Raw genomic sequence first — 21,459 nt, 5'->3', positions numbered from 1 at the left:
GACTGCCGCTCCTTACCAACGACGCTCGGCATCGGTGTCCAGCAACGGACGCAACCGGGTGGCGATGGCTTCGCGCGCACGAAAAATGCGCGAACGTACCGTGCCAATGGGGCAGTCCATGCTTTGGGCGATGTCTTCGTAACTCATACCTTCGATTTCACGCAGCACGATAGCGGTCCGGAGCTCTTCGGGCAAATCCTCGATGACGGCGTTCACTGTCTCGGCGATTTCCCGGCTAGCCACCATGGATTCCGGTGTGCTGATATCGGTTAGGTTGTCTGTTTCGTTAAAAGTTTCACCGTCTTCGGTTTCAATTGCATTTGGCGCGCTGGGACGACGCCCGGCAGAGGCCAGCCAATTGCGGGCCGTATTGACGGCAATGCGGTAAAGCCAGGTATAAAAGGCGCTCTCGCCGCGAAATTGGGGCAGCGCCCGGTAGGCCTTGATAAAGGCTTCCTGAGCGACGTCTTCGATTTCGGCGGGATCACGGATCATGCGGCCCAGTAGCCGCAGGATTTTGCGCTGGTATTTGAGCACCAGCAGGTCAAAGGCTTTTTTGTCGCCCCGTTGTACGCGGGCGACTAATTCGGCGTCGACATCGCGCTCGCTCATGATGCCCCCTGTCCGGGTGACGCTTGCAGGCGCTGGGCGGCCCCAGCCAGCAGGCAAAGCCGACGCCAGACGGCTGCGGGAACGCCCGGTTGCCAGATGGACACGCGATAGAGGGTACGAGGGCCGGCAGCAGACGCATCGGCCTGCAGACGCAGGCTCAGCCAACACGGGCCGCGATGGCCGTCTTGCAAGACGGCGTGAACCCAGTGCCGCCCCTGGCGGATCTGCCAGCGGCGGCTGCCCGCAACCGCGCGGATTGCGCGCACGGCCGCGTGACGCGTCGCGCGCACCGGAACGCACAGCGTCCGCAGGCCGGGTTCCCAGAGGACGGTCAAATTAAACCCGGCGAACGGCCATGGAGCCGTTGGTGCCGCCAAAACCAAAGGAATTGGAAAGCCCCACGTCGATCTTCATGTCCCGTGCCTCGTTGGCGCAGTAATCCAGGTCACACTCGGGATCCTGGTTGAAGATATTGATGGTGGGAGGCGATTTCTGGTGGTACACCGCGAGCGTCGTGAACACGGCCTCGATACCGCCGGCGGCCCCGAGCAAGTGACCCGTCATCGATTTGGTGGAATTCACCACCAGCTTTTTGGCGTGATCACCAAAGGCCAGTTTCAGCGCATCGGATTCGTTTTTGTCGCCCAGCGGCGTCGAGGTGCCATGGGCGTTGACGTAATCCACCTCGTCGAGGTTGATGCCGCCATTACGCAAGGCGTTGACCACGCCACGGCGCGGACCGTCCTTGTCGGGGGCGGTGATGTGATGCGCATCCGAGCTCATCCCGTAGCCCGCAAACTCGCCGTAAATACGAGCGCCACGCTTTTTGGCGTGCTCGTATTCCTCGAGAACCAGGACGCCAGCGCCCTCGCCCAGCACGAAACCATCGCGATCGCGGTCCCAGGGACGTGACGCCGTCGTCGGATCGTCGTTACGGGTCGACAGGGCACGCATGGCAGCAAAACCGCCGATACCCAGGGGCGATACGGTGGACTCGGCACCGCCTGCCAGCATGACGTCGGCATCGCCGTATTCGATCAAGCGCGCAGCATCACCGATGCAGTGCAAACCCGTCGTACATGCGGACACCACGGCATAGCTCGGGCCTTTCATGCCGAATCGAATCGACAACTGGCCTGAAATCAGGTTGATCAGGGAGCCAGGCACGAAAAAGGGGGAAATACGCCGCGGACCTTTAGCGAGCAGCTCGGTCTGCGTTTCTTCGATACGGGGAAGACCGCCAATGCCGGACCCCACGATCACACCAATGCGGTCGGCATTGGCTTCGGTAACGTCCAACCCGCTGTCTTGCCAGGCCTGGATGCCCGCAGCCATGCCGTAATGGATGAAAGTATCCATCTGGCGGGCTTCTTTGACGGGCATGTACTGCGTGACGTCGAAATCCTTGACCTCACCGGCGATATGCGTGGTGATGGCAGAAGGATCGAAACGGGAGATGCGGCTGATGCCAGAACGTCCGTTGACGATATTGTCCCAGGCGCTGGAGATATCGTTGCCCACGGGCGAGATGATACCCAGGCCGGTAATGACGACTCGTCGCTTCACGGAGGACTCCTAAAAGACAAAAGAAAGGCGGCTTTCGGATGCGCCGTGCGAACGGCAGACATGCAAGAGCATCGTAACAATACTCTCGCATGCGAACCGCACGACACCTCTGAAACCGCCCCGACTCCCGATCGCCACCCCTGTGTGGGATAACGCCGGGAACAATATAGGCTGCGCTTACTGCTTACCGTGCGAATTGATGTAATCAATCGCCTGCTGCACGGTGGTGATCTTTTCGGCCTCTTCGTCGGGGATCTCGGTCTCGAATTCGTCTTCGAGCGCCATGACCAGTTCAACCATGTCGAGCGAATCGGCACCGAGGTCGTCAAGGAAGGAGGACTCGTTTTTGATCTCGGCTTCGTTAACGCCAAGTTGTTCAGCGACGATCTTCTTGACGCGCTGTTCGATGCTTTCCATGCAGATCTCCAAGTGGGAAAAATCCCGCGAATTATAGCCAAGCGTAGAGGAATGCAAACGCCTGGCCGTGATAAAAGTAACTGTACGCCCTGAGACGCACCCCAAAATCGCCCTTTTTCAGGCCGACTTTACATGTACATTCCGCCGTTTACGTGCAGCGTTGTTCCCGTAATGTAACCTGCCTGCGGGCCGGACAAAAAGGCCACGGCATGAGCAATGTCCGTCGGCGAGCCTAAACGGCCCAGCGGAATCTGCTGCAACAGTGCCGCCGTCTGGGTTTCACCCAGAGCGCGAGTCATGTCCGTATCGATGAAGCCGGGCGCCACGCAATTGACGGTCACGTTGCGGCTGCCGAGCTCGCGCGCCAATGCACGCGACATCCCGGCGACGCCGGCCTTGGCCGCCGCGTAGTTGGCCTGACCGGGGTTGCCGCTGGAGCCAACCACCGAGGTCACATTGATGATGCGGCCCCAACGGGCCTTCATCATGCCACGCAATACGGCACGGGACAGGCGGAACACCGAAGCCAGGTTGGTATCGATCACCGCAGACCACTCCTCGTCCTTCATCCGCATGGCGAGGTTGTCGCGCGTAATGCCGGCGTTATTGACCAGGATGTGGGGGCCACCCTCGGGAGCCTTGCTCAAGGTGTCGATCAGCGCATCACAAGCCTGCGCGTCGGTGACATCCAGCACGACACCGCGCCCGCCCAGAGGAGCAAGCGCTTCGCCGATCGCTTGCGCGCCAGACTCGCTGGTGGCCGTGCCGACAACGATGGCGCCGCGCTGTGCGAGCTCTAGGGCAATGGCCTTGCCGATGCCACGTGTGGCGCCGGTGACCAATGCCACCTTGCCTTGCAATTCTGCTGATTGTTTATCCATATCCGTTTCCGTAATGACTGGCGATTGGTGCGCAGAACGGCCTCAGGCCTGTCCTAACGTCGCCAGAGCGGCCTCGAGAGAAGCCGGATCGGTGATTGAAAGCCCGATGAGCTCACTGTCGATACGCTTGGTCAAGCCTGCCAGGACCTTGCCGGGACCGCATTCGACAACGTGGGTCACGCCTTGGGCCTTCATGGCGCGCAAGGTTTCTACCCAGCGCACAGGATGCCATGCCTGACGCACCAGTGCGTCCCGGATAGCGTCCGGCTCGGCAGGTGCTGCAACATCGACGTTATTGATGACAGGCACCTGAGGTGCCAGTACGGAGGCTTGCGCCAACGCGCCGGCCAGCACATCGGCAGCGGGCTTGAGCAAGCTGGAGTGAAATGGCGCCGATACAGACAAGGGCAAGGCGCGCTTGGCGCCTGCGGCCTTGGCCGCCTCGCAGGCACGCTCGACGGCGGCCTTGTGGCCGGCGATCACGACTTGCGCGGGCGCGTTGAAATTCACAGCCTCGACGACTTCGCCCTGAGCGGCCTGGGCACAAGCTGCACGCACGACATCGTCATCCAGTCCCAGGATCGCTGCCATGCCTCCCGTGCCAACGGGCACAGCGGCTTGCATCGCATCGGCCCGCACACGCACCAGGCGCACGGCTTCCTCGAGAGTCAACACACCGGCAGCCATCAAGGCGGCATATTCGCCCAGACTGTGGCCAGCCATCAGCGCCGGCAGCGGGCCGCCGGCAGCACGCCAGGCGGCGAATACGGCAACGCCTGCCGTCAACATGGCGGGCTGGGTATTGGTAGTGAGATTGAGCTGATCCGCAGGGCCTTGCGCGATCAAGGCGCCGAGATCCTGGCCGAGCGCCTGATCCGCGCGGGCAATGACATCGGCCACGGCAGCGTTACCGGCCCAGACATCGAGCATGCCAACCGACTGCGAACCCTGGCCTGGAAAGACAAACGCGATTTTCATGATGGAAGTATCAACTGATTTCAGATTTGGGAGAATACCCGACATCGGGCGATCACTGAGGTTGCCACCGCCCTCGCGGCGCTGGCAACGCCTGAACGTGCCGCACTACATGCGCGCCAGCACCGAGCCCCAGGTAAAACCGCCTCCCACGCCCTGCATCAACACCAGTTGGCCCGGTTTGACCCGCCCATCTCGGCGCGCAGCGTCCAGTGCCAACGGGACACTGGCAGCAGAGGTATTGGCATGGGAATCGACCGTAATCACGACTTTTTCAGTCGGAACGTGCAATTTACGGGCCAGGAAATTCAAAATGCGGACATTCGCCTGATGAGGAATGAGCCAATCGACGTCTGATACGTCCACGCCCGCCTCTGCACACACGTCCCGCGCGGAGCGATCAAGCACCGTCACGGCCTGCTTGAACACAGCCTGACCGTCCATGCGCAGGAATGGATCTCCCACGACGTTGCCATAGGCGACGTTACCCGCGGCGCACAGGATTTTGGTTTGTGAGCCGTCCGCATGCAGCTGGGCCGCCAGGATACCGGGCTGGTCCGAGGCCTTGAGGACCACTGCCCCTGCCCCATCACCGAACAATACGCAGGTACCGCGGTCGTTCCAGTCAAGGATGCTGGAAAACACCTCGGCGCCAATCACGAGCGCGCAGCGTGCCCGCCCGGCCCGCATAAAGGCATCGGCCGTACTGAGCGCATAGACGAATCCGCTGCAAACGGCCTGCACATCAAATGCGGCCCCGCCTTTGGCGCCCAGATTTGCCTGAACCAGACAGGCGGTGCTGGGGAAGACGAAGTCCGGCGTCGAGGTCGCAACGATGATCAGATCGACATCCGCTGCCTGGACTCCGGCATCTGCCAACGCGCGCTTGGCGGCCTCGGTTGCCAACTGGCTGGTGGTCACCCCACGCTCGGCTAAGTGACGTTGGCGTATCCCTGTCCGCTCGACGATCCACTCGTCGGACGTGGAAATATTACGCGTAGCCAGCTCGGCAGCCAGCTCATCATTGGACACGACCCGCTCGGGCAGAAAACTGCCAGAGCCCGCGATCACGGCATATGTCATTGCATTACCCATCAGACGGTATCCCCGGCCGTTTCGGACGCGCCGGAGGCTGCTTCGCCCATCTGAACGCGCTGAGTGATCAGCGCCACGGTCTGGGCGGTACGTTCTTGCAGTTTACTCACCACGGCCTCGCGTGCACGCTGCAGGGCGAACCCATAAGCATACACATCAGCCGAGCCGTGGCTTTTGATCACCACGCCACGCAAGCCCAACAACGCAGCGCCGTTGTAACGGCGATTGTCGACGCGGCCGCGCAGGCGATTGAGTACGGGTTTGGCGATGGCGCCGGCCAGCAACGTGACCAAATTGCGCTTGAATTCCTCGCGGATCACGCTGGAGAGCATTTTTGCCAGCCCCTCAACGGACTTGAGCACGACATTGCCAACGAAACCGTCGCATACCACTACATCGACGGTACCCTTGAAAATATCGTTGCCCTCGACGTTCCCGTAGAAGTTCAGCGGGCTGCGCCGCAAGAGCTCGGCAGCCTCTTTGACGACCTCGTTGCCCTTGATGACTTCTTCGCCGATATTGAGCAAACCCACCGACGGGTTGTCCCGATGATCGACAGCCTGGGTCAACGCCGCACCCATGATCGCAAACTGCAACAGATGTTGCGCCGAGCAATCGACGTTGGCCCCCAGATCGAGCACAGTGGTGGCCCGGCCGGTCTGGTTGGGAATGGACGTGGCAATCGCTGGACGATCGATGCCATCCAGGGTCTTTAGCACGTAGCGCGAGATCGCCATCCATGCGCCGGTATTGCCTGCCGACACGCAAGCGTCGGCACGCCCGTCCTTGACGGCCTGAGCCGCCAGGCGCATGGAGGAATCTTTTTTACGGCGAAGCGCGACCTCGACCGGATCGTCCATCGTGACGACCTCGGTCGCGGGAACGATTTCCAGACGATCGCGGGGGGCGGCCTTGTGTTCGTTCAAGGCCGCTTCGATAGCGTCAGGCAGCCCGACCAGCAATAGCTTGGAATCGGGAAACTGCCGGGCGAACTCGATCGCGGCCGGAATCGTAACGGGCAGACCGAAGTCGCCGCCCATGCAGTCAATGGCGATACGTATCACAGGTGCAGTACAGCTGCTGCCGTGAGTGCGAAAGCGCTTTTACAGCGACTTATTCGTCAGCTTTGGTCTTGAGAACCTTGCGGCCACGATAAAAGCCGTTGGGGCTGATGTGGTGACGCAGATGGTTTTCGCCAGTGGTGGGCTCGATCGCGGTCGGCGGGTTGACCAGAAAATCGTGCGAGCGATGCATGCCACGCTTGGACGGGGACTTTTTGTTTTGTTGAACAGCCATGATGACTCCTAGAAACGGGGCGCATTGTACGCGATGCACGCCCGATGTTGACCTAATCTTTACGCTTTAATTGTTCGAGCACCGCGAACGGCGACGGACGCTGGGTGGCGGGCGCCTGCTGCGCGTCGCCGTCTTTGGCCTGTGCGCCCGGGCATACAGGATGCTTGGGCACATATGGAATACTCAAAATGAGCTCGTCTTCGACCTGGGCCAACAGATCAAAACGATGCGAACCCACGACCTTTTCGGGTAGCGAATCTGCAACATCCGGGTCTTGCGCATCAAAGGACAGATCGTCGTCGAGCTCGTCCTCGGACTTGACCAACTGCAATACTGCCTGGGAATCTACTGCAAAAGCAAACGGGGCATTGCACCGCTGACAAATCAGCACGGGGTGCGCCTGCACACGCAAGTGCAAGAGCGGCTGACCAGACGCAAAGCCCGTCCCAACCACACCCTTGCCGATTTCGCCCTGGACTGACCAGCGGACTAATCCCGCCTCGCCACCCGGCTGCTCGGGCAACCCCTCGACAGCCCGGGCCAAGCGTACCAGTGGTATCTCGCCCTGAACAAAATCGCCTTGCCTGGCCAGCGCAAACGCGTCGATCACAGCATCCGCGGACACGGACGCGCGCGGCGATGCCGCTCCTGCCCGTTGATTGTCACTCATGCGAACTCCGTAACCCTATCGTTTAGCTGTACTGCACGCATCGAAAAACATATTCTCGCGACGCGAGCGCAGACATCCCGCAGCACCCAAAACCCAGGCGCCGTGCAAAAATCCCGCAAAACGTTAGATAATACCGTGACTTACGCCTAACCGTCAAACAACGCATGCCCATTTCCACACCCCGCCTGATCCTGGCCTCGAGCTCGCCATACCGCCGTGAACTGCTGTCACGGTTGCGCCTGCCCTTTGAGGCGATTTCCCCCAATGTGGACGAAACGCCCCGCGACAACGAACCACCTGCGGCGCTGGCATTGCGCCTATCCGTCGACAAAGCCATGGCCATAGCGACCCAGCAACCGGGCTGCATCGTCATCGGCTCCGATCAGGTCGCCACCATCGATGGCAATCCTATCGGAAAACCGGGTGATTTTAGCCGCGCCCAAGCCCAACTGCGGATGCTGGCCGGACAAACGGTAGAGTTTCATAGCGCACTGGCGGTCACCGATGGCCAACGCGTAGAAAAAGCCGATGTCGTCACGCAATGCCGGTTTCGCCCACTTTCGGAGGTGGCCATCGACGCGTATCTGCGCGCCGAAGCCCCCTTTGACACGGCAGGCAGCGCCAAAGCTGAAAGCCTGGGAATTGCCCTGATGGAATATATCCGCAGCGATGACCCTACTGCCATCATCGGCCTGCCCCTGATCACGCTGACCCGCATGCTGGCCACTTTTGGCCTGGACCCGCTGACGCACGCCCAGCCCGCGGGACAAGCGACATGAGCGGCACGTTACACCTCATCCCCGTGGGCCTCGGACCGGCGCAACCCGAGCGCTGGTTACCCGCGGATGCCCGAGCCCTGGCCGGCAGCCTGAACACCTATATCGCCGAGAACGCAAAAACCGCGCGAGCGTTTCTCAAACAGATCGGCACGGCACGCCCGCTGCAGGAAATCACCATCCACACGCTCAGCCCCAAAACGGATGCCAGCCAGATACAACAATGGCTGGCTCCTGTGCGCCAGGGGCAGGACATCGGCCTCGTATCCGAGGCCGGCTGCCCTGCCGTGGCCGATCCCGGCGCCACGGTTGTCGCGGCGGCGCATCGGCTCGGCATTCATGTGCGCCCCTGGGTCGGCCCCTCGTCGATTTTGCTGGGATTGATGGCGAGCGGCCTGGATGGACAGCGCTTTGCATTCCATGGCTACGCTCCTGTCGACCCAGGCGAACGCGCCAAGCAATTGAAAGCCTGGGAGCAGCACTCTGCCCGCCACCACCAGACCCAGTTACTGATCGAAACTCCCTATCGCAACGCCGCCATGTTCGCGACTCTGCTCTCGGCACTGCGCGGTGACACGCGGCTATGCGTAGCACGATCCCTCACGACAGACGAGGAATGGGTGCGCACCTATAGCGTCGCCGAGTGGAAAAAACAGCCTGCACCAGAACTGGATAAGCAACCGACGCTATTCCTGTATCTCGCTCAGCGCGCGTAAACTCGTCCTGCGCCGACGACCAACGGCCCTGCCAACTGTAATCATCACTGCTGCTCACGCCCCCAAGTCCGCCCCATGCCGATAACCCTAAGCCCCCGCCTCTCTTTTCCCCGACTCCACGCGGGGCTGATGTGGGCGGTTGCCGTGTTGGCGCTGGCGGGCTGCGCAGGGCCCCAGGCCGTGCCTACCAGCCTGGACATCGACGACTCGATCAAGGCCGTCAGTCACGACAGCCGCGTGCGGTATATCGTGCTGCACTACACCTCCACCGACACCAAAGAGTCGCTGAGGCTCTTGGCACAGGGCAGAGTCAGTACCCACTACTTGATCACAGACGACGCACGCCCTCGCATCTATCGCCTGGTCGAGGAGACTCAGAGCGCCTGGCACGCAGGAGAGAGCCGCTGGTACAACCAGGTGTCGCTGAACCCGGTTTCCATCGGCATCGAGTTGGTCAATATCGGCCGCACCGACCTGGCACACGGCCAGGTCAGTTGGGAGCCCTATTCCAAGCCGCAGATCCAGACCTTGATTCTGCTATTAAAAGACTTGACCAAGCGGTACGGCATCCGCGCCGAAAACGTGGTGGGGCACAGCGATATCGCCCCTCAACGCAAGACCGATCCTGGCCCGCTATTTCCTTGGAAACAACTGGCCGAGGCTGGCATCGGGCGTTGGTACAACGAGGCACAGGCGGCGACGAACTGGGTCACCCTGCAACGTCAAGGCACGCCTGACGTTGCCTGGTTTCAGGAACGGCTGGCGAAATTAGGCTATGCCTGCCCCCAGCACGGGCAATTGGATCGCGAGACCCAAAATGTGCTGTCAGCCTTTCAAATGCACTATCGGCCCAGCAACTACGACGGCAAGCCCGACGCCGAGACCGGGGCCATCATCATGGCACTACTTGAGCCGCAGCGCTAAACGCCAGCCGAGCAACACCGTCAGAATGACGCCATAGACCAGAGGCTGCTCAAAATCGTTCTTGCCCGCCTTGTGCCACCACAAGTGCACCACGGCCAGGATGCCGATCAGATAAACCAGGCGATGTAGCGTCTGCCATCGCCGCCCTAGTCTGCGGATGGCCCATTGGGTCGAGGTGAGAGCCAACGCCGTCATGCATACGAACGCCACAAAACCGGCAGTGATGAAGGGCCGTTCCCAGACATCTTGCAGCATCGCTCCCACGTCCAAGCCCCGATCCCACCAGACCCAGGCAGTAAAGTGCAGCGCGCCATAGAAAAACGCGAACAATCCACAGGGACGGCGCAAGCGCACCAGCGCTGGCTGCCGTAGCAAACGGCGCAGAGGCGTAATCGATAGCGTGACCAACAAGCACACCAGCGCCCATGTCCCTGACGAACGCGTCAAAAACTCAATGGGATTGGCAGTCAGATCATCGTTGAATCCGAGCCAGAACCAGCGTGCGAATGGCAATAACCCTGCAATAAATAGCAGAGGCTTGAATCGGCTCACCGCAGCGGCGGACCATTGCGCCCTAGGTGCGGCGACTGTATTAACCATGAACGCGACGACCCGTCAGTAATTCGCTGCCAAATCCATCCCCTGATACAGCGAGGCGACCTGGTCGGCATAACCATTAAATAACAGCGTCTTGCGCTTGGGCGTGAAAAAACCACCCTCGCCGATCCGCCGCTCGGTCGCCTGGCTCCAGCGAGGGTGAGGCACATCGGGGTTCACGTTGGCATAAAACCCATACTCGTTGGCAGCCGCCTGCATCCATGAGCTCGTCGGCTGACGCTCGACCAGACGAATACGCACAATCGACTTGGCCGACTTGAAGCCATATTTCCAGGGCACAGCCAAACGCAGCGGCGCACCATTTTGATTCGGCAGGACTTTTCCGTATAAGCCAAAGACCAGCAACGCCAGCGGATGCATGGCCTCGTCCAGTCTCAGCGCCTCGACATAGGGCCATTCGAGCACGGGATAACGCAATCCGGGCATATTTTCCCGCTGCTCGACCGTCGTGAACTCTACATACTTGGCATTGCCTGTAGGCTCGACCTGCTTGAGCAAGGCCGACAGCGAATACCCCACCCATGGAATCACCATGGACCATCCCTCGACACAGCGCAGGCGATAGACCCGGTCCTCGAGAGGGGCCAGTTTCAGCAGGGTATCGATATCAAAGGTTTGCGGACGCAGCACCTCGCCCTCGACCGAGACCGTCCAGGGACGGGTCTGCAGCTTGTCCGCGTATTTTGCGGGCGCGTCTTTATCGACCCCGAACTCGTAGTAGTTGTTGTAGGTGGTGACGTCTTTCCATTCGGTCGGCTTGTCCATGACCGAATAGGCGGGGCTCGGCTGGCCGGGCAACTCGGCGCCGCTCTGGGCGAATGCACTGCGCGACGCCCAGGCCGGCAAACCCGCGGCCGCTGCGGCCATGGCGGCGCGTGCCATCCATTCGCGACGCGACTGCCAAACAGCCTCGGGCGTAATTTCGGACGATGCGGGCTCGTGACGGGGCTTACGTATCAACATGACCAGTTCTCCTGGCGTCTACCCAGGGGATGAGACGCGACAGATGACAACAGACTAACCACTGCAAGCAAACAACGCCAGGATGCGCATCAGACGCCGATCAAACCCCGACGCGAGACAAGAGCCACTCTCGCAAAGCGGGCACGGTATCGACTACAGCCTGGGGCGTGCACCCCAGCAATTCTTGTGGGCTATGAGCACCATAGGCGACCCCCAGACCATGTACGCCGGCGTTGGCCGCCATATTCAGGTCATGCGAGGTGTCGCCCACCATGATCACGCGTTCGGGTTCGACATCCAATTCCTGCATGAGTTCATGCAACATGGCCGGATGCGGCTTGCTGAACGTTTCGTCGGCCGTGCGCGTAGCGTCAAAGATATCGCGCAAGCCCGTAGCGGCCAACACACGATTGAGCCCGACGCGGCTTTTCCCGGTCGCGACTGCCAAGCGGATTTTCTGGCCGGCCAGTTCGCCCAGCAGCGGCTCTATTCCCTCGAATAACTGCAAATCGGGGTCGCGCAACAAATAATGAATGCGATAACGCTCGAGGAATCGCGGCAACATGGCCTGGGTCAACTCGGGCACCGCCCGGCGCAAGGCGCTCTCCAGCGACAAGCCAATCACCCAACTGGCCTCGGAGGCGGACGGCACGGGCAACTCCAGGTCGCGGCACGCGCCCTGAATGGCGGAAACAATGCCGTTGGTGGAATCCATCAAGGTTCCGTCCCAGTCGAACACCACCAGCGAATACGACGACATGGTTATTGATTCTCCAACTGCTGCAATAGCTTACGGCAGGCTGGCGGCAACTCGGCCGTCAACCTGAGGATCTCGCCGGTCAAGGGATGCGGCAAGGTCAATTGATGGGCATGCAGAAACATGCGATTGAAGCCCTGACGGGCAAATTGTGCCCTCGTTTCATCCGTCCCGTATTTATCGTCACCGATGATCGGAAAACCGCTGGCCGCCAAATGCACACGGATTTGATGCGTACGCCCACTGCGCAGTTCCGCGTCGACCAGACTGTAACGGCCAAAGCGTTGCCGCAGCGTGACGATGGTATGGGCCGATTGTCCGTCAGGATCGGGACGCACGCGGCGCTCGCCGGACTGTGTGGTCCATTTAGTCAGCGCCAGCCGGATATGCTGGCGATCATTGACCCAGTCTCCCTCGACCAAGGCGAGGTAATGCTTGTCGCCTTTGCCTTCGCGCAGCATGGCGTGCAACGCCAATAGCGCGCTGCGCTTTTTGGCCACCATCAGCAAGCCCGAGGTTTCACGGTCCAGGCGATGCACCAGTTCCAGGAAACGGGCCTCCGGCCGCGCCGCCCGCAATTGCTCGATGACGCCGAATGAGACGCCGCTGCCCCCATGAACTGCCACCCCGGCAGGCTTGTCGATGACGAGCAAAGCGTCGTCCTCGAACACGATAGGGAACTCAGCCCCCGGCACTGGCCTGGCCTCACCCGCCGCCGGCAACCGCAGCGGCGGTACGCGGACCATATCTCCGGCTACGACACGATAGTCCGCCTGAATGCGTCCCTTATTTACCCGCACCTCACCGCCACGGATTGCCTTGTAGATATGGCTCTTGGGCACGCCCTTGCACAGGCGAAGCAGAAAATTGTCGATACGCTGGCCGTCGTGTTCCACGTCCACCTCGACGAGGCGGACAGCAGGTGCAGACGAAGTCGAGATAGGGGTTTCTTTGCGCATTACGGAAAGCGACATATAATCGGGACAGCCTTGAGGGGCTGAACATCGGGGGCTGAACAACGAGGCTGAAAAGCCGCCCGGCGTAGAGATGCAACAACGCGTCTCCGTCGAGCGCGCGGGCCGCCATTGTACCGCTGCCTGCTGGTTCAGCTCCGGGGCCTCTCGGTCGCCGGCGCAACCGCGCTCTGCCGGACGGTGGTGTGGCACTTTTTGCCCGCTGTCCTGGCTGAGTCGTTGCATGCCGCAAGCGGCTCTGAAGCACTGCAAGAATCATCGCGTAATTTAAAGCACCAGGTGCGCGCAGGCTGATCGTTCGCCGCATCTGTCGTTCACAGCAACCCTTTCCGTCAACCACTTAGTGAAACTGACTCTCCTGCTGACAGAACCCCGTGCCCTCTGGCACGATGTGCCCGCCTAACCGGCGGCGGCTCTGCCTGGGCGCAGCCCGGCGGCCGTTTGACGTTTGATTTTCTTGCCCTGCTTCAGTCCGCAGCCCGAGTGGCCCGGGGTCACGCGCCGATATCGGCGCGTCATGACAACGGAGAACACCACTCATGAAGCGCATGCTGTTCAATGCAACGCACCAGGAAGAACTGCGCGTTGCCATCGTCGATGGGCAAAAACTCATCGACCTCGACATCGAAACCGCCGGCCGCGAGCAGCGCAAAGGCAACATCTATAAAGGCGTCATCACCCGCATCGAGCCCGGCCTTGAGGCCTGCTTCGTCAACTACGGCGAAGACCGCCACGGCTTTTTGCCCTTCAAGGAAGTCGCCCGTAGTTACTTCAAAGAAGGCGTCGACGTCCGCAGCGCCCGCATCCAGGACGCCCTGCGCGAAGGCCAGGAACTGATCGTTCAGGTCGAAAAAGAAGAACGCGGCAACAAGGGCGCCGCCCTGACCACATTCATCTCGCTGGCGGGCCGCTATCTGGTCCTGATGCCCAACAATCCGCGTGGCGGCGGTGTCTCACGCCGCGTCGAAGGCGAAGACCGCCAAGAACTGCGCGATACGATGGAGCAGTTGCAAGTGCCACAAGGCATGAGCATCATTGCCCGCACCGCTGGCATCGGCCGCAATGTCGACGAGCTCCAATGGGACCTGTCCTATTTGATGCAGCTCTGGACGGCCATTGACTCAGCCGCCCGCGACAACGCCGCCCCCATTCTGATTTATCTCGAGTCCAGCCTGGTCATCCGGGCCATCCGCGACTATTTCTCGCCCGAAATTGGCGAGATCCTGATCGATACTGACGAGATCGCCGACCAGGCCACCGCCTTTATGAGCGTGGTGATGCCGGACAACGTCCAGCGCGTCAAACGCTACCGCGATGACATCCCGCTGTTCTCGCGTTTCCAGATCGAACACCAGATCGAAACCGCCTACTCGCGTACGGTGCAATTGCCCTCGGGCGGCGCCGTCGTGATCGACCACACCGAGGCGCTGGTTGCAGTGGACGTCAACTCGGCGCGCTCGACCCGTGGTGCAGACATCGAAGAAACCGCGCTGCGCACCAACGTGGAAGCCGCCGACGAAGTCGCCCGCCAGTTGCGCCTGCGTGACTTGGGTGGCCTGATCGTCATCGACTTTATCGATATGGAGGACAGCAAAAACCAGCGCGCCGTCGAACAGCGCCTGCGTGATGCCCTGCATTTCGACCGTGCCCGCGTGCAAATGGGCAAGATCTCGCGCTTTGGCTTGATGGAGCTGTCGCGCCAACGCCTGCGCCCCGCCCTGAACGAAGGCTCGCACATCACCTGCCCGCGCTGCAACGGCACCGGTGTGATCCGCGACGCAGAGTCCAGCGCCCTGCATGTACTGCGCCTGCTGCAAGAAGAAGCCATGAAGGAAAACACCGCGGCGGTTCACGCCCAGGTGCCGGTCGACGTGGCCACCTTCCTGCTCAACGAAAAGCGTTCCGACATCACCAAGATAGAGGCCCGCCTCAAGGTCAATCTGGTGCTGATCCCCAACAAGCACCTGGAAACACCTCACCATCACATCGAGCGCCTGCGTCACGACGACCCGCGCCTCGAAGAAGTCAAAACCAGTTTCGAGCTGACCGAGGCCCCGTCGACCGACGTAACGTGGGCCCCGAAAGACCAAGAAATCAAGGCGCGCCCCGAAGCTCTGGTCAAGGGCATCACCCCCTCGCAGCCCGCTCCCGTGTCGACGCCTGCCGCGGCGCCTGCTGCAGCATCGTCCGGTTTCAGCCTGGGCAATCTGTTCAAACGCCTGTTTGGCTGGTTGAGCGGCAGCCCGACCCCGGCTCCGACCGAAACAAAAGACGAACCGAAACGTGGCAACCAGGCTCGCGGCAAACGCGGCCAGGACGGCCAGGAACGCCGTGGCGACCGCCAGGGTTCGGATCGCAACCGCCAGCGCCGTAACAATGACGCTCGCCAAGCCACCGACGCCAGTGATCCGTCCGAAGGCGCGGCCCGTCATCACGTGCGCGGCAATCGCCGCCACGAAGAACGTGCAGACCGCCCCGCACGTGCCGACCGTGACAATGCTCGCGCAGAAGCCGACTCCACGGCACGCGCTGATCGTGACAACGCCCGTCAAGACCGCGCTCAAGGCGCTGACGCCTCGGCAGACGAGGCACCTCGCGGCAATCGCAATCGCCGCGGCCGTGGCCGCAATCGTCGCGACGACAGCAACCAGCAAGACGTCTCCTTGAACGATCAGGACAACGCGCTGGCAGCCGGCGCAGCCGTTGCAACGGCTGCCGTCTCGGCCGCTGACTACGCTGTTGCAGCCAACACGCAACGCGTGGCCGACGCAGCTCCAGCGCCGAAAGCAATCGTCCCCGAAAATGCAACGGACGCCGCCGTGACGGACAGCCAAGGGATTGAGGCCGCCACCGAAGGTAGCGATACCGAAGGCACGGGCGATCCGGAACGCAAACGCCGCCGCCGCCGCAGCCGTCGTGGCCGTCGCAGCCAAGAGGATCAGGCCCTGCAGGGTGCCGACGATCAAGCCGATGCCGTTGAATCCACGGACACACTGGCTGTGCAAGCCTCGTCTGCGGCTGAAGCCGGCGCCACTCAGGCCCCGACTGCAGCACAAGACATGCCATCGGCCATTGAACCGGCTCCCCAGGCTACGACTCCGTCGGAATCCGCCGCGCAACCGCTGGCCGCAGTGACAGCGGCTGCGGCAACGGCAGCCGCCGCGGCAACGACCGCGGCAGCCGCTGCTGCCGTACGCAACGCCGCCGCCGAGACAGCCAAACCCGCTGACACCGCCTCCGTATCCGCAGAGCCCGCGGTGGCTGCGGAGCAACCGGCGACGACCGAACCTGCCACGGCGAGCGCAGCACCGGCTCAACCAGCATCGGCCGGCGAAGCCGCGGTTGTCGCAGCAGTTGACCAAGCCAGAACGACCGAAGCGCCCGTCGAAACAGCGCCGGTCAAGGCAGAGCCCACTGCCGCCACGCCATCGACTGAGTCGGACGCGACCACGACGGAGACCACCGCTCCTGTGGCAAGCGTATCGACAGCGACCGAAGCAGTTGTAGCCTCGGCGCCTTCGGCACCGGCTCCGGTCCGGGAGCTTTCGGCCCCTGAGGCAGCTCCTGCTGCGCCAGAGCCTGCCACCCCGGTAACGGTCCCCGCTGCCATCGCGGACGCGACCGCAACAGAGGTTCTCGCCAGCGCTGCAGTACCCCAGGCACCGGCAGCCACCTCGGCAGCCGCAGCCGGCGAAACCGCAGCAACGCCCGCTCCGGCAGCCGCTGCGCCCGTTGCTCAAGCCCCTGCTACGGCCCCTGCCGCAGCGTCTGTGGCTTCGCAGCCCATCGTCGTACCGGCAGCACCGGCCACGTCGACCCAAGCCTTGCACGACGTCGTGGATGCAGCGGGCCTGAAGTGGGTAGAAACCGATCCGGAACGCCATGCGCAAACGCAGCAACGCATCGCAGCCGGCCATGTCCCGTCCCGTCTGGGCCGCGAACGCAAGCCAGTCGCGCCGGTCTCGAACGCCCCCTTGGTGCAAGTAGAAACTCAGCGCCAATAAACCAGCGTCACGCGAGGCCCAGAACGCCGGCAGCAATGCCGGCGTTTTTTATTGCTGATCGCATCTGCTCAATCTGCTCACTCAGGAATAACGAAAAAAAACCCCCACGCTGCGCCTTCGGCTGGCTGCCCCCCCAAGGGGGTATTTTTGTTTTGGGACGGCCCGGCAACAAAAAAAGCCCCCACGCTGCGCCTTCGGCTTGCTGCCCCCCAAGGGGGCATTTTTGTTTTGGGACGGCCCGGCAACAAAAAAACAAAACCCCGGCCGAAGCCGGGGTCGCGTTATCAGGTCCGCTGCGACAACATCCGCACAGACGGCGGAAAGCGCATTGAACGAGGCAGGGAACTACCCTGCTTCAACAAACATTAGAACTGATACGTGTACGTCAACTGCAACACATCCAGACCCGGGTTCGGGCGTTTGATGCTGGCATTGGAAAAGTGCGAATAACGCAGGCCCAAGCGGTTGTTCGGCGTGACCAGGAAACCCAAGCCAACGTGATCGCCGAATTGGTATGCGGTACTGATATTCTCGTCGGCAAACCTGGTGTGCGTGAATAATGTCGCGCCGATACCAGCCTCGACATAGAAACGATCGCTCATCCACCAGCGGAACATCGGAATCGCATTGAATTGCCAGACGTGGCTCGGATCACGCGAACCATTGGCAGACCAATAGGCTGCGCCAAACTCGCCGTTCAGATCAATGTGACCCCAATTACCGCCAAATCGATACAGCTCGAGGGACGGGGTTTCATACACCAACTCGGTGCGCGAATAATGGTCGCCCACGCCATAATGCAGGCCAATGCCGCCCTGGCTTTGAGCCTGGGCCGAGCAAGCCAGGCCAGCTAACGACAAGGCAGCCGCAGCTGCCAGCATGTTTTTATTATTGAAACTCAGCATGAAAGCTCCTGAATTGGGTGCGCCAATTAAGTTATCAGAAATTCGGCAATTGTCTGCAACCTATGTATGACCCAGACAACAGTTCTCTAGGAAAATCCGACATCTCGTGGTGAATACTGGGAGCATTCCTGTTCAATATGGAAATATCGCCCAGGTATTTCACGCCACCAGCATCACCTATCTCGCACAACAAAGCGTCAAGCGGCAACGACGTCTGCGGGCTGATCCGTGAGCAGCGCCAGCAGACGGGCAATTTCCTCGCGCAGCTGGCGCCGGTCGACCACCATGTCGATGGCGCCCTTTTGCAGCAGGAATTCGGCTCGCTGAAAACCCTCGGGCAACTTCTCGCGAACGGTCTGTTCGATGACGCGAGGACCGGCAAAACCGATCAGCGCCTTGGGTTCTGCAATCACCACGTCGCCCATAAAGGCGAAACTGGCCGATACGCCACCCATGGTCGGGTCAGTCAAGACGCTGATGAATGGCAGTCCCGCTGCCGACAGACGCGTCAACATGGCGTTGGTCTTGGCCATCTGCATCAGGGACAGCAAGCTTTCCTGCATCCGTGCGCCACCCGAGGCCGCCACACAAATAAACGGGGTCTTGTTGTCCAGCGCCGCCTGAGCACCGCGCGCAAAGCGCTCTCCCACGACCGAGCCCATCGAGCCGCCCATGAACTCGAACTCAAAGCAGGCCACCACCGCCGGCACGCCGCGAATGGCGCCGCTCATGACTACCAGCGCGTCAGTTTCGCCGGTTTGCTTCATGGCCTCTTGGACACGCTCAGGATACTTGCGCGTGTCTTTGAATTTGAGCGAATCCACCGACCGCGTGGTCTGGCCGATCTCGACCCGCCCCTCGACGTCCAGCAACGAATCGATGCGTGCACGCGAACCAATGCGCATGTGATGATCGCATTTGGGGCACACATGCAAGTTGGCAGCCAGGTCTTCGCTGTAGAGCACCGACTCGCAAGACGGACACTTGACCCAGAGGCCTTCGGGTACGCGGCGTGCACCGCTGTCATTCGTCTTGTTGATACGAGGAGGCAGGAGTTTATCAATCCAGCTCATTGTCTTTTTCCATGAGGAAACCGCGCACCGGCCTCAGGCCGAGGCGCCGTCTCGTTTGACTTGGTCGAGTGCCTGACGGATACCGGCCAGCCATTGGCTGGCGGCGGTAACGGCAGACTCGGTCTGTTGGCCGGCGGGCGCAGAGGCAACCGCCTGTTCCAGGGTTTCGATCAGTTTGGAGCCGATGACCACGGCGTCGGCCTTGCGGGCAATACGCTGGGCGCTCTCCGCGTCGCGAATACCAAAGCCCACACCGACGGGAATGTGGACATGCTGCTTGATCAGCGCCACGCGTTCGGCCACGTCATCCGTGTTCAGACTGCCCGCCCCCGTCACGCCCTTGAGCGAAACGTAGTAAACATAGCCACGCGCCACACGTGCCACTGCTTTGATGCGTTCCTCGGTCGAGGTCGGCGCCAGCAGGAAAATCGGCGCAACGCTGCAGGCCTCCAGTTGGCCGGCAAAGGCATCGACTTCTTCGGGCGGATAATCGACGACCAGCACGCCATCGACACCGGCGGCCTGAGCGGCTTGGGCAAAGGTCTCCTGGCCCATGCGTTCGATCGGGTTGGCGTAGCCCATCAACACCACTGGCGTCTCGGCATCATCGCGCCGAAACTCGGCTACCAGCTCCAGTGTCCGGCGCAGCCCCACCCCTTGGGCAATGGCGCGCTCGGCGGCACGTTGGATCACCGGTCCATCAGCCATGGGATCGGAAAACGGTACTCCCAATTCGATGATGTCGGCGCCCGCTTTCGTCAGGGCATGCATCAGAGGCACCGTGGCCCCAGGCGAGGGGTCGCCCGCAGCAATGTAGGGAATTAACGCAGCGGCACGGCCGGATTCGGCCACACGGGAAAACGCTGCTGCGATACGGTCGGTTCGGCTAGTCATGGTGTCAGAACTGAATGCCCGCGCGCTCGGCGACGGTGTGCATGTCTTTGTCGCCACGGCCCGACAAATTGACCAGAATGATTTTGTCTTTCGAGAGTGTAGGCGCCATTTTCACGGCCTGAGCAATCGCGTGCGAGGACTCCAGCGCGGGCATGATGCCCTCGATGCGGCAGCAATCATGGAACGCCGCCAAGGCCTCGTCGTCGGTGATCCCTACGTATTCGGCACGGCCGCTGTCTTTCAGCCAGGCGTGCTCGGGGCCGACACCCGGATAGTCCAGGCCTGCCGAGACAGAATGCGTGTCCAGGATCTGGCCGTCCTCGTTTTGAATAATGTACGTGCGATTGCCGTGCAACACGCCGACCTGCCCTGCAGCCAGCGATGCCGCATGACGGCCCGTTTCCATGCCGTCACCGGCCGCCTCGACGCCAATCAGCCTGACGTCTTCGTAGGGGATATAGGGATGGAAAATACCCATGGCATTCGAACCACCGCCCACCGAGGCCACCACATAGTCGGGCTGGCGGCCGGCGTCCTGAGGCATCTGCTCCAGGCACTCGTTGCCGATCACCGTCTGGAAATCACGCACCATGCGCGGATAGGGATCGGGTCCCGCCACCGTACCGATGATGTAGAACGTGTTTTCGATGTTGGTCACCCAGTCGCGCATGGCTTCGTTCAGGGCGTCTTTCAGTGTGCGCGACCCCGACTCGACCGGCACGACGGTCGCGCCCAGGAGCTTCATGCGATAGACGTTGGACGCCTGGCGCCGGACGTCCTCGCTGCCCATGTACACCACGCACTCCATGCCGTAGCGGGCGGCGACGGTGGCCGTCGCTACGCCGTGCTGGCCAGCACCGGTCTCGGCGATGACGCGCGGCTTGCCCATGCGACGAGCCAGGAGCGCCTGGCCAATGCAATTGTTGACCTTGTGGGCGCCGGTATGGTTGAGATCCTCGCGTTTGAACCAGATCTGAGCGCCGCCCAGCTCGCGTGACCAGCGCTCGGCATGGTAGACCGGGCTGGGGCGTCCGACAAAGTGCTTGAGCTCGTAGTTGAACGCCTCAATGAACGCGGGATCGACGCGGCAGCGGTCGTACGCGGCACGCAACTCGTCGAGCGCATGCATCAGCGTTTCAGCTACGAACACGCCACCATAGGGGCCAAAATGACCCTGGGCATCCGGAAGATCGTAAGAATTCACCAAGTTTCTCCTGGGCAGGAGGCGAACACCGCATTCGCCGCTCAACCCGCTTCGCAACCCATTATTTTACCCGAGCGCGCCATAGACGCCGAAACGATAGGGACCAGTCCGCCCGCAAGGGCGCAATAGGACCCACACG

At 61.5% G+C, this 21,459-nt stretch carries 22 protein-coding genes; 4 read left to right on the top strand and 18 right to left on the bottom strand.

Translation table 11 applies throughout. The annotated features are described in order from the left end of the window. Window positions 1–12 precede the first annotated feature (12 nt). The 10 genes from rpoE to ACYVI2_RS02515 all read right to left on the bottom strand — a co-directional run bounded on the left by rpoE (window position 13) and on the right by ACYVI2_RS02515 (window position 7,512). Entirely contained in the window at window positions 13–612 is a 600-nt protein-coding gene (gene rpoE / locus ACYVI2_RS02560) for an RNA polymerase sigma factor RpoE (RefSeq protein ID WP_094820233.1), read from the bottom strand. Beyond that, window positions 609–947 carry a hypothetical protein gene (locus tag ACYVI2_RS02555; RefSeq protein ID WP_415821759.1) on the bottom strand — a complete coding sequence of 113 codons (339 nt, stop codon included), beginning with the start codon at window positions 945–947 and terminating at the stop codon, window positions 609–611. Before ACYVI2_RS02555 ends, rpoE begins: the two co-directional genes overlap by 4 nt. Window position 948: 1 nt before the next feature. Further along, window positions 949–2,178: a beta-ketoacyl-ACP synthase II gene (gene fabF, locus ACYVI2_RS02550; protein WP_415821758.1), complete on the bottom strand. Its 1,230-nt coding sequence runs from the start codon at window positions 2,176–2,178 to the stop codon at window positions 949–951. A gap of 177 nt (window positions 2,179–2,355) precedes the next feature. Next, window positions 2,356–2,595 carry an acyl carrier protein gene (acpP, locus tag ACYVI2_RS02545; RefSeq protein WP_003813816.1) on the bottom strand — a complete coding sequence of 80 codons (240 nt, stop codon included), beginning with the start codon at window positions 2,593–2,595 and terminating at the stop codon, window positions 2,356–2,358. 128 nt (window positions 2,596–2,723) lie between these two features. Continuing rightward, window positions 2,724–3,476, bottom strand: a complete 753-nt coding sequence (fabG, locus tag ACYVI2_RS02540) for a 3-oxoacyl-ACP reductase FabG (RefSeq protein WP_415808653.1) — start codon at window positions 3,474–3,476, stop codon at window positions 2,724–2,726. A 42-nt stretch (window positions 3,477–3,518) separates the two neighbouring features. After that, a complete protein-coding gene (fabD, locus tag ACYVI2_RS02535; protein ID WP_415821757.1) occupies window positions 3,519–4,454 on the bottom strand; it encodes an ACP S-malonyltransferase in 936 nt (311 codons plus the stop codon). 105 nt (window positions 4,455–4,559) lie between these two features. Further along, window positions 4,560–5,546, bottom strand: a complete 987-nt coding sequence (locus tag ACYVI2_RS02530) for a beta-ketoacyl-ACP synthase III (RefSeq protein ID WP_415821756.1) — start codon at window positions 5,544–5,546, stop codon at window positions 4,560–4,562. Beyond that, window positions 5,546–6,610 carry a phosphate acyltransferase PlsX gene (gene plsX, locus ACYVI2_RS02525; RefSeq protein WP_415821755.1) on the bottom strand — a complete coding sequence of 355 codons (1,065 nt, stop codon included), beginning with the start codon at window positions 6,608–6,610 and terminating at the stop codon, window positions 5,546–5,548. The genes ACYVI2_RS02530 and plsX overlap by 1 nt, the downstream gene beginning before the upstream one ends. 49 nt (window positions 6,611–6,659) lie before the next feature. Continuing rightward, window positions 6,660–6,842 carry a 50S ribosomal protein L32 gene (gene rpmF / locus ACYVI2_RS02520; RefSeq protein ID WP_094820226.1) on the bottom strand — a complete coding sequence of 61 codons (183 nt, stop codon included), beginning with the start codon at window positions 6,840–6,842 and terminating at the stop codon, window positions 6,660–6,662. 52 nt (window positions 6,843–6,894) lie between these two features. Next, a complete protein-coding gene (locus ACYVI2_RS02515; RefSeq protein ID WP_415821754.1) occupies window positions 6,895–7,512 on the bottom strand; it encodes a YceD family protein in 618 nt (205 codons plus the stop codon). 164 nt (window positions 7,513–7,676) lie between these two features. Between ACYVI2_RS02515 and ACYVI2_RS02510 the strand changes: the two genes are divergently transcribed. The 3 genes from ACYVI2_RS02510 (at window position 7,677) to ACYVI2_RS02500 (ending at window position 9,928) form a co-directional block, all read left to right on the top strand. After that, the gene (locus ACYVI2_RS02510; RefSeq protein WP_415821753.1) at window positions 7,677–8,291 is read left to right on the top strand and encodes a Maf family nucleotide pyrophosphatase; all 615 of its coding nucleotides are present in this window, start codon (window positions 7,677–7,679) and stop codon (window positions 8,289–8,291) included. Then, on the top strand, window positions 8,288–9,004 hold the full coding sequence (locus ACYVI2_RS02505; protein WP_460490256.1) for an SAM-dependent methyltransferase: 717 nt from the start codon (window positions 8,288–8,290) through the stop codon (window positions 9,002–9,004). Before ACYVI2_RS02510 ends, ACYVI2_RS02505 begins: the two co-directional genes overlap by 4 nt. Before the next feature lie 129 nt (window positions 9,005–9,133). Next, window positions 9,134–9,928, top strand: coding sequence for an N-acetylmuramoyl-L-alanine amidase (locus tag ACYVI2_RS02500; protein ID WP_415821751.1), 795 nt, complete (start codon window positions 9,134–9,136; stop codon window positions 9,926–9,928). On the opposite strand, the gene msrQ is transcribed toward ACYVI2_RS02500, so the two are convergent. From msrQ to ACYVI2_RS02480, 4 genes are all read right to left on the bottom strand, one after another. Next, complete coding sequence (msrQ, locus tag ACYVI2_RS02495; protein WP_415821750.1) at window positions 9,908–10,528, bottom strand: protein-methionine-sulfoxide reductase heme-binding subunit MsrQ; 621 nt, start codon at window positions 10,526–10,528, stop codon at window positions 9,908–9,910. The genes ACYVI2_RS02500 and msrQ overlap by 21 nt on opposite strands. Window positions 10,529–10,543: 15 nt before the next feature. After that, window positions 10,544–11,509, bottom strand: coding sequence for a protein-methionine-sulfoxide reductase catalytic subunit MsrP (gene msrP, locus ACYVI2_RS02490; protein WP_415821749.1), 966 nt, complete (start codon window positions 11,507–11,509; stop codon window positions 10,544–10,546). Between the two features lie 100 nt (window positions 11,510–11,609). Then, the gene (locus ACYVI2_RS02485; protein WP_415821748.1) at window positions 11,610–12,269 is read right to left on the bottom strand and encodes an HAD family hydrolase; all 660 of its coding nucleotides are present in this window, start codon (window positions 12,267–12,269) and stop codon (window positions 11,610–11,612) included. Between the two features lie 2 nt (window positions 12,270–12,271). Next, a complete protein-coding gene (locus tag ACYVI2_RS02480; protein ID WP_415821747.1) occupies window positions 12,272–13,240 on the bottom strand; it encodes an RluA family pseudouridine synthase in 969 nt (322 codons plus the stop codon). A gap of 539 nt (window positions 13,241–13,779) precedes the next feature. On the opposite strand from ACYVI2_RS02480, the gene ACYVI2_RS02475 reads away from it, so the two are divergent. Next, window positions 13,780–17,244, top strand: a complete 3,465-nt coding sequence (locus tag ACYVI2_RS02475; protein ID WP_415821746.1) for an Rne/Rng family ribonuclease — start codon at window positions 13,780–13,782, stop codon at window positions 17,242–17,244. 365 nt (window positions 17,245–17,609) lie between these two features. Here ACYVI2_RS02475 and ACYVI2_RS02470 read toward each other — a convergent pair whose 3' ends face one another. The 4 genes from ACYVI2_RS02470 to trpB form a co-directional block, all read right to left on the bottom strand. Next, window positions 17,610–18,149, bottom strand: a complete 540-nt coding sequence (locus ACYVI2_RS02470) for an acyloxyacyl hydrolase (protein WP_415821745.1) — start codon at window positions 18,147–18,149, stop codon at window positions 17,610–17,612. Between the two features lie 197 nt (window positions 18,150–18,346). Continuing rightward, entirely contained in the window at window positions 18,347–19,222 is an 876-nt protein-coding gene (accD, locus tag ACYVI2_RS02465) for an acetyl-CoA carboxylase, carboxyltransferase subunit beta (protein ID WP_415808666.1), read from the bottom strand. A 33-nt stretch (window positions 19,223–19,255) separates the two neighbouring features. Next, entirely contained in the window at window positions 19,256–20,116 is an 861-nt protein-coding gene (gene trpA / locus ACYVI2_RS02460) for a tryptophan synthase subunit alpha (protein ID WP_415821744.1), read from the bottom strand. A gap of 4 nt (window positions 20,117–20,120) precedes the next feature. After that, entirely contained in the window at window positions 20,121–21,320 is a 1,200-nt protein-coding gene (trpB, locus tag ACYVI2_RS02455) for a tryptophan synthase subunit beta (protein ID WP_415821743.1), read from the bottom strand. Window positions 21,321–21,459: the final 139 nt, after the last annotated feature.

The sequence above is a fragment of the Bordetella tumbae genome (assembly GCF_054780995.1).
The sequence above is the reverse complement of the archived record's forward strand: the minus strand, read 5'-3'. Positions and strand labels throughout refer to the sequence as shown.